General features: G+C 61.9%; 8 protein-coding genes and 1 pseudogene. 6 read left to right on the top strand and 3 right to left on the bottom strand.

Going from position 1 to position 8,182, the window contains the following annotated elements; translation table 11 throughout:
- Positions 1–190, bottom strand: a pseudogene (locus tag AC1DUU_RS16075) (DUF1772 domain-containing protein); the annotation flags it as partial.
- A 156-nt stretch (positions 191–346) separates the two neighbouring features.
- Here AC1DUU_RS16075 and AC1DUU_RS16070 point away from each other — a divergent pair.
- From AC1DUU_RS16070 to AC1DUU_RS16060, 3 genes are all read left to right on the top strand, one after another.
- Positions 347–766 carry an HIT domain-containing protein gene (locus AC1DUU_RS16070; protein WP_476784409.1) on the top strand — a complete coding sequence of 140 codons (420 nt, stop codon included), beginning with the start codon at positions 347–349 and terminating at the stop codon, positions 764–766.
- Positions 767–795: 29 nt separating this feature from the next.
- Entirely contained in the window at positions 796–1,737 is a 942-nt protein-coding gene (gene nudC / locus AC1DUU_RS16065) for an NAD(+) diphosphatase (protein WP_476784408.1), read from the top strand.
- 88 nt (positions 1,738–1,825) lie between these two features.
- Entirely contained in the window at positions 1,826–2,683 is an 858-nt protein-coding gene (locus tag AC1DUU_RS16060; RefSeq protein WP_476784407.1) for a bifunctional helix-turn-helix transcriptional regulator/GNAT family N-acetyltransferase, read from the top strand.
- Positions 2,684–2,721: 38 nt separating this feature from the next.
- Here the strand turns inward: AC1DUU_RS16060 and AC1DUU_RS16055 are convergent, their stop codons facing one another.
- Complete coding sequence (locus tag AC1DUU_RS16055; RefSeq protein WP_476784406.1) at positions 2,722–3,591, bottom strand: prephenate dehydratase; 870 nt, start codon at positions 3,589–3,591, stop codon at positions 2,722–2,724.
- 17 nt (positions 3,592–3,608) lie between these two features.
- Positions 3,609–4,337: a 3-deoxy-manno-octulosonate cytidylyltransferase gene (locus AC1DUU_RS16050; RefSeq protein ID WP_476784405.1), complete on the bottom strand. Its 729-nt coding sequence runs from the start codon at positions 4,335–4,337 to the stop codon at positions 3,609–3,611.
- Between the two features lie 198 nt (positions 4,338–4,535).
- On the opposite strand from AC1DUU_RS16050, the gene AC1DUU_RS16045 reads away from it, so the two are divergent.
- The 3 genes from AC1DUU_RS16045 to AC1DUU_RS16035 all read left to right on the top strand — a co-directional run.
- Entirely contained in the window at positions 4,536–5,222 is a 687-nt protein-coding gene (locus AC1DUU_RS16045; protein ID WP_476784404.1) for a c-type cytochrome, read from the top strand.
- Between the two features lie 153 nt (positions 5,223–5,375).
- Positions 5,376–7,265, top strand: coding sequence for an extracellular solute-binding protein (locus tag AC1DUU_RS16040; protein WP_476784403.1), 1,890 nt, complete (start codon positions 5,376–5,378; stop codon positions 7,263–7,265).
- Positions 7,262–8,182: ABC transporter substrate-binding protein (locus AC1DUU_RS16035; protein ID WP_476784402.1), on the top strand; the 921-nt coding region annotated here is incomplete at its 3' end. The genes AC1DUU_RS16040 and AC1DUU_RS16035, both read left to right, overlap by 4 nt.

Here is an 8,182-nt window from a genome sequence, read left to right as displayed (position 1 = left end):
GGCCAAGAACGCCCGAGACGACCGCAAGGCTTGCCTGCATGGTGAAGCCGGCGGCATAGCTGGGCTTCCACTGCGCGAGCAGATTTTTGTCGTCGAGGCCAAGCCGTGCGGGCTGTTCGGCGAAATTGATGTAGAATGCGGCACCCGCAAAGGCAGCTGAGAGAACCAGGGCAATTTGACCGGCAAACATTGCGCATCTCCGCTGGAATTCCACGCATAACATATCGGCGCGAGGCCGGCGCTTGCCACTGCTCGGTCGGGCAAGTTGCGACCTGGCCTTTTTCAATGATTCGCTTGCAGGCGCCGCAGGCAGGCTCTAGCCTTCGCCTGAACAAAGGAAACGCAAATGATGTCGGGCCTCAAGGCTGGGTTTACGCTCGATTCGCGTCTCGACGCCGACAGCGAACCGCTGATGTGGCTCGGCCTTTGCGAATTGCGCGTGATGAACGACCAGCGCTGGCCCTGGCTGGTGCTGGTGCCACAGCGCCCTGGCGTCGAGGAAATCCATGACCTGACCCCGCTCGACCAGGCGATGCTGACGTTTGAGAGCAACATGGTGGCGCATGCGCTGAAGCGCACGACTGGATGCGGCAAGATCAACAGCGGCGCGCTCGGCAACATCGTGCGCCAGCTGCATTTCCACGTCGTCGCCCGCTCCGAGGGCGATCCCGGCTGGCCCGGCCCGGTCTGGGGCCACGGTGTGCGCGAGCCTTATCGCCGCGACGACCTCCACCGGTTTGCCGAGCGCATCAAGACCGCTCTATAAAGCGGGCACCAATCCAGACCGAGTTTCAGATGCCTTTCAGCCTGTTTAACGCACCGACGCGTGAAGCCAGCCATTTCCTTGGCTTCGCGGGAAACATCATCGACCGCCAATCGGAAAAGCGCAGCGACGACTCCGCCAAATTGGCGCTGGCCGAACCCGACGCCCGGATGCTGCTGATCGCCTCCGGACGACTGGTCCTGGACTTCACCAATGGTCCGGCCAACCCTTATTTCAACCTCGCGGCGGTGCAAGCGCTCGGCGCGCAAACCAGCGACGCGATCCTGCTTGGCCGAACCGATGGCGCAGCCACACTCGCGGTGCCTGTTACCGTCGAGCCGGAAAGCCTGCCCGACCATCTGAAAGCCATCGACTTCCGTTCGATCCTGGCGCAGGGCATTGTCGACAACGCCGGGCTGGGCGCACTGGCGCAAGGGGCGGCCCTGCTCGCCTGGCACGCCAGCCATCGTTTCTGCGGCCGCTGCGGCGCGCCAACCGACATGCGCGCCGGCGGATACAAGCGGCTGTGCACGGCTTGTGGCACTGAACATTTTCCGCGCACCGACCCGGTGGCCATCATGCTGACGGTCTCCGGCGACAAGTGCCTGATGGGGCGAGGCCGCCATTTCGCGCCGGGCGTTTATTCGGCGCTCGCCGGCTTCATCGAGCCGGGCGAAACCATCGAAGCCGCCGTGCGGCGCGAAACACTCGAGGAATCGGGCATCCGCCTTGGCCGTGTCGTCTACCACTCGAGCCAGCCCTGGCCGTTCCCCTACTCGCTGATGATCGGCTGCTACGGCGAGGCGCTCAACGAAGACATCTCGGCCGATTCCGACGAGCTGGAAGACTGCCGATGGTTCTCCCGCGCGGAAGTCCTTCAGATGCTCAACGGCACGCACGCGCGCGAACTCAGGGTGCCGCCGAGCCATGCCATCGCCCATCAGCTCATCCGCACCTGGGCGGAAAACGACTGACGATACCTGACCAAAGTCCGATAAATCTTGCCTTCCGCAGATCCCTGACTATAGTCAGGCAATGGACAAATCTCTGCAAATCGCCCAGATGCGCAGTTTCAACCGCGCTGTGACCCGCCGAATAGGTGTTCTGGAAGACAGTTATCTCAGACGCGGGCGCCCGCTCGGCGAGGCTCGGCTCATTTTCGAAATCGGACCCGACGGCGCGGGGCTTGGCGCCCTCCGCTCCCGGCTTGGGCTGGATTCAGGCTACCTCAGCCGCATGCTGCGTTCGCTTGAGGCACAGGGCCTCGTCTTAGTCGGCAAGCTCGACGGCGACGCCCGCAGCCGCCACGCGACGCTGACCGACAAAGGCCTCGCCGAGCACGCAGCCTACGACGCCCTGTCGGACGACCTGGCGAACTCCATTCTTGAGCCGCTTTCGGAGACGGCGCGAGATCGCCTGGTCGCCGCGACGGCAGAGGTCGAGCGCCTGCTTGCCGCAGCATCGATCACGGTCGATGAGGAGCCCCCCAACACCGCCGAAGCACGGCAATGCCTGGCTCACTATTTCGACGAACTCGCCGCGCGTTTCGAAAACGGATTCGACCAGTCCAGGGGAAACACGACCACGGAGGACGAATTCGTCGCTCCACGTGGCAGTTTCGTGATCGCCCGCCTCGACGGAAGCCCCGTTGGGTGCGCGGCGCTACGCATGGTCGATGCCACCACAGCCGAGATCAAGCGGATGTGGGTCGCACCCTCGGCGCGCGGGCTCGGCGTTGCCCGCCGCATTCTGCACAAGCTTGAGGCGATGGCGCCGGGTTTCGGCGCAAAGACCGTATGCCTCGACACCAACCGCGCGCTCAAGGAGGCGCAGTCTCTCTACAGGCGTGAAGGGTACAGGGAAGTCGGCCGCTTCAACGACAATCCCTACGCCGACCACTGGTTCGAGAAACGCCTGTAGAAGCGGTTCCGGCGGGTACGCCGGAACCGAGCGCACTCTTAAGCGTCGCCGTTGTTTTGCGTGCCGCGGAACTCGTTGGCCTCGTAAACACCGAGAATGCGCACTTCACGGGTGAAGAAGCGCAGCTCCTCCAGTGCGAGCGCCACCAGCCGGTCGTCGGGATGGCCTTCGATGTCGGAATAGAACTGGGTCGCGGTGAATTYGCCGCCGAGCTGATAGCTCTCCAGCTTGGTCATATTGACGCCGTTGGTGGCGAAGCCGCCCATCGCCTTGTAAAGCGCTGCCGGCACGTTGCGGACACGGAAGACGAAGGTGGTCATCATCTTGGTGTCGGGGTTGATGCGCTCGGCCCAGCTTTTGCCCTTCGACAAAACAACGAAGCGGGTGATGTTGTTTTCGGTGTCCTCGACGTTCTCTTCGAGGATGTCGAGACCGTAGAGCGAGGACGCCAGGCGCGGCGCAAGTGCGGCCATCGTCCGGTCCTTGACCTCTGCGACAAACTTGGCAGCTCCAGCGGTGTCGCCGGCTACCACCGGCTTCCAGCTGTTCTTGCGGATGTATTTGCGGCACTGGCCGAGCGCATGGATATGGCTGTGCACGGTCTTGATCTCGGAGCGCTTGACGCCCGGCAGCACCATCAGCTGGAAATGGATCGGCAGGAAATATTCGCCGACGATGTGCAGCTTGGATTCCGGCAACAGGTGATGGATGTCGGCGACGCGACCGGCGATGGTGTTTTCGATCGGGATCATCGCCAGGGCGGCCTTGCCAGTCTCGACCGCATTAAATGCGTCCTCAAAGGTCGGGCACGGCAACGGCTCCATATCGGGATAGACGTTGCGGCAGGCGGTGTCGGAATTGGCACCCTGCTCGCCCTGGAAGGCAATCTTGTTGGTCGTGGTCGGCATGGCTGGCCTGTCTTTGTCTATTTCGAGAGAAGTTCGCGAGCGCGTTCGAGATGTTCGGGCGTGTCAACGCCCAGCGGCACCGTATCGACGATTTCGACGTCGATGCGCATGCCGGCTTCCAGCGCCCGCAGCTGTTCGAGCCGCTCGCGCTTTTCGAGCGGCGACGGGCCAAGCCCGACAAAGCGTTCAAGCGCAGCACGGCGATAAACATAAAGCCCGACATGATGATAGAGCGGGCCTTCGCCCCAAGGTGCCGTCGCGCGGGTAAAATAAAGCGCCCTCAGCCGCTGCACAGACAGCGGCGAGCCGATGATCTTGGGGACGTTCGGGTCGACTTTTTCTTCCTGTCGGGTGATCTCGACGCCAAGCGTGGAAATGTCGACCGCCGCATCTTCCAGCGGCCGCAACGCGGCTTGAATGATCGCCGGATCGATGGTCGGCAGGTCGCCCTGGACATTGACCACAATCTCGACCTCGCCCCTGGGATCGAGCTTGGTCAAGGCCTCGAAGATACGATCCGAACCCGACTCATGGTCACTGCGTGTCATCACCGCCTCGAAGCCATGCGCCCGCACGGCATCCGCCACCGCATCCGTGTCGGTCGCCACCACGACGCGGCCCAGCCCGCTTTCGGAAGCGCGCGCTGCGACATGGACGATCATCGGACGGCCGGCGATATCGGCCAAAGGCTTGCCCGGCAAGCGCGTCGAGGCCATACGGGCGGGGATCAGGACAAGGGTGGACATGGCTGCGCGGCTGCTTCTAAATGGCTTTGGAAAGTGTCAAAACGTCTCACTGGAAGCGCCCTTATAGGTGTTGCAACCGGCAAGCAAAAGACCTAGTTTCCGCGCGATTTGACCCGGTCCGCCGGGCGTTAGACTTTACCGACAAACGGCAGCGGTCGCAGAGGATGGCGATCGACCGGATAAGGGAGCCAGGGGCGTATGGACTCATTCGAAATGAACAAGGTACTTGGCGGCCTGCTGGGTACTGCCTTTGTGGTGTTCTCCATCTCGCTCGTGTCGGACGCGATCTTCGCATCGCCCGTCCCGGAAAAGCCGGGCTTCGCCATCGAAGCGGCTGAAGAAGGTGGCGCGGCTGCCGGTGGCGGCGAAGCCGCACCTGCCGCAGTGCCGATCGCTCAGTTGCTCGCCAGCGCCAATGCCGAAGCTGGTGCTGCCGTGTTCAAGAAGTGCACCGCCTGCCATTCCATCGAAAAGGGCGGCCCCAACAAGGTCGGTCCAGATCTCTGGGGCGTCGTGAACCGTCCAATGGCCTCGCATGAAGGCTTCGCCTATTCCGGCGCGATGAAGGAGTTCTCGCAGGGCAGCAAGGTCGTGTGGGATTTCGAACACCTCAATCACTTCCTGACGTCGCCTAAGGGCTACATCAAGGGCACAGCGATGGGCTTTGCCGGCATCAAGAAGGATGACGAGCGCGCCAACCTGATCGCCTATCTGAATTCGCAGTCGGACAGCCCGGCGCCGCTACCTGCAGCAGACGCTGCTCCCGCGGCACAGCCCGCAGCTGCTCCGGCTGGCGCTGCTCCTGCTGCTGCTCCTGCCGCTCCCGCAGGTGCTGCCCCGGCCGCCCCGGCAGAAGGTGCCGCGCCGGCTCCGGCCGCTCACTAACAAATTTGTCATTTTCGCATCTTGAAAAAGCCGGGTTTAGCCCGGCTTTTTTGTTGCCTGGCGCAAACATGCGACGACAATCGTCTTACGTGTGGTTTCCATGCGCGGCGAATGAATTAGAGTGTCCGCGAATACCGGGCCAAGGGGATATTCATGAAGGCTTGCCTGAGCAGGATTTTTGCAGCCGCCGGCATCGCAGCGGCTCTTCTATCGGGCACCTGGCTGCCTGCAACGGCCCAGGACGCCGGAGAATGGCACACGACCTCGTCGCTGATCGGCACCTCGAAATATGGCGAAGATTTCAAGCAATACGACTACGTCAATCCGAACGCGCCCAAGGGCGGCATACTGAATTCGACGACGTTCGGCACTTTCGATAGCTTCAACCCATTCATCGTCAACGGCACGCCTGCGGCCGGCTTCACCTACTTCGGGGGCCTGCTCTACGACACGCTGATGCAGCAGGCGACCGACGAGTCGAGCACCAGCCATCCGCTGATCGCCGATGCCTACAAATATCCGGCCGATTACTCTTCAGCGACATATCGGATCGATGCCCGCGCAAAATGGCATGACGGCAAGCCGATCACGGCGGAAGACGTCGTCTGGTCGCTCAACACATTGAAGCAAATCAACCCGCTCTACGGCAAATACTTCGCCAATGTGACCGAGGCAGTGGCCTTGTCCGACCGCGAGGTCGAGTTCCGCTTCAACCAGAAGGGCAATCGCGAACTGCCCCACATCATCGGTGACCTTGCCGTGCTGCCGAAGCATTGGTGGGAGGGCACCGACGCTTCCGGCAAAAAGCGCGACATCACCAAGGGCACGCTGGAGCCGCCGCTCGGCTCGGGCGCCTACAAGATCGAGAGCTTCAAGCCCGGTGCCGAGATCGTCTGGGCGCGTGTGCCCRATTATTGGGCGGCTGATGTGGCGGTCAATGTCGGGCGCAACAATTTTGACAAGCGCCGCTACATCTATTTCATGGACCAGGACGCCGAATGGCAAGCCTTCACCAAGGGTGGATTTGAAGACATCCGCCTTGAAAACCGCTCGCAGCGCTGGGCCACCGGTTACAATTTCCCGGCCTTCACGGCCGGCGATGTCATCAAGAAGGAATTCGACAAGACGTCAGGCGCGCCGATGCAGGGTTTCGTGCTCAACACGCGTCGCCCGCAATTCCAGGATCGCCGCGTGCGCGAAGCACTTACCAAGGCTTTCGATTTCGAAAGCATGAACCGCACACTGTTTTACGATTCCTACGTGCGCACCGACAGCTACTTCAAGGGCGGCGACCTGGCATCCAGCGGCGTGCCGCAGGGCAAGGAGCTCGAAATCCTCGAAAAATATCGCGACAAGCTGCCGCCTGAGCTGTTCACGACACCGTTCAAGCTCCCTGTCTACGACACACCGCAATCGTTCCGCGAAAACCTGCGCTCGGCTTCGCAACTGTTCAAGGAAGCGGGTTGGGTCAATCGCGGCGGCAAGCTTGTCAGCGAAAAAACCGGCGAGCAATTCAAGATCGAATTCCTCGGCAACGACCCTACCGACGAGCGCGTCACCGCACCTTTCATCGACAATCTGCGCAAGCTCGGCATCGACGCCACGCTCAGGATCGTCGACGTCAGCCAGTATGTGAGCCGCGTCAATCAGTTCGACTACGACGTGATGACCACGGTCATTGCCCAGACGCAGTCGCCCGGCAACGAGCAGCGCGATTTCTGGAGTTCGAAGGCCGCCGCTACGCCCGGGTCACGCAACTATGCCGGCATCAAGGACCCTGTGATCGACGAACTGATCGATGGCGTCATCTTCGCCGACAACCGCGAGGATCTCGTCGCCGCCACCCACGCACTCGATCGCGTGCTGCTCTGGAACTACTACATCGTTCCGCAGTGGCATCTGCCGAAGGTGCGAACGGCCTACTGGAACAAGTTCGGCATTCCCGAAAAACAGCCGGCCTATCTCGGCGTCGATCCCGATTCCTGGTGGATCGACAAGGAAAAGGAAGCCGCACTGGCTGCCAAGTACAAGGGAGCCAATTGAGCCCGCGCCTGCCCCGTCGCGATTTCCTGGCACTTGGTGCGGTGGCTGCCGTCGCACCTTTGCTGCCGGGGCGCGTCTTCGCCGCAAGCCCGACCGGCACCGGGCTGCACGGCCTGTCGGCCTTTGGCGACCTCAAATACGGGCCTGACTTCCAGAATTTCGACTATGTGAACCTGGATGCGCCGAAGGGCGGCACCTTCAACTTCTCGCCGAACTACTGGTACTTCAACCAGAGCCCGCTCACCTTCAACACGCTCAACACTTTCGTCGCCCGCGGCGACGCGCCGCCACGCATGGAGCTTTGCTACGATTCGCTGATGGTCCGGGCGATCGACGAACCCGATGCGATCTACGGTCTTCTGGCGCAGTCGGTGACCATTTCCGACGACCGCAACAGGTTCGATTTCGCGCTGAGGCCCGAAGCGCGTTTCAACGACGGCACGCCTTTCACCGCCGAGGACGCGGCCTATGTCTTCAAGCTGTTCAAGAAGGACGGCCACCCCAGCCTGCTTCTGCCGCTCAACCACATRACCGAAGCCATTGCGGTCGATGCTCATACGCTACGGCTCAGCTTCGACGGCAAGCAATCGGACCGCACGATCCTCGACATCGCGACCTATCCGATTCCAGCCAAGGCCTTCTTCGAGGCCAATCCCTTCGACGCCTCCCAAATGAAGGCGCCGCTGGGGTCAGGTCCCTACAAGGTCGGCCGCGTCTCGCCCGGCCAGACGATCGAATATGAGCGGGTGCCCGACTATTGGGGCCGCGACCTGCCGGTCAATCGCGGTTTCTACAATTTCGACCGCATCCGCATCGAGTTCTACCAGGACAGGCAGGCCGCCTTCGAGGCGTTCAAGAAGGGCGATATCGCCTATCGCCAGGAATTCACCGCACGCATCTGGGCCACCGGCTATGAC

Source organism: Aminobacter sp. P4_H6_2, from assembly GCF_056400805.1.
The sequence above is the reverse complement of the archived record's forward strand: the minus strand, read 5'-3'. Positions and strand labels throughout refer to the sequence as shown.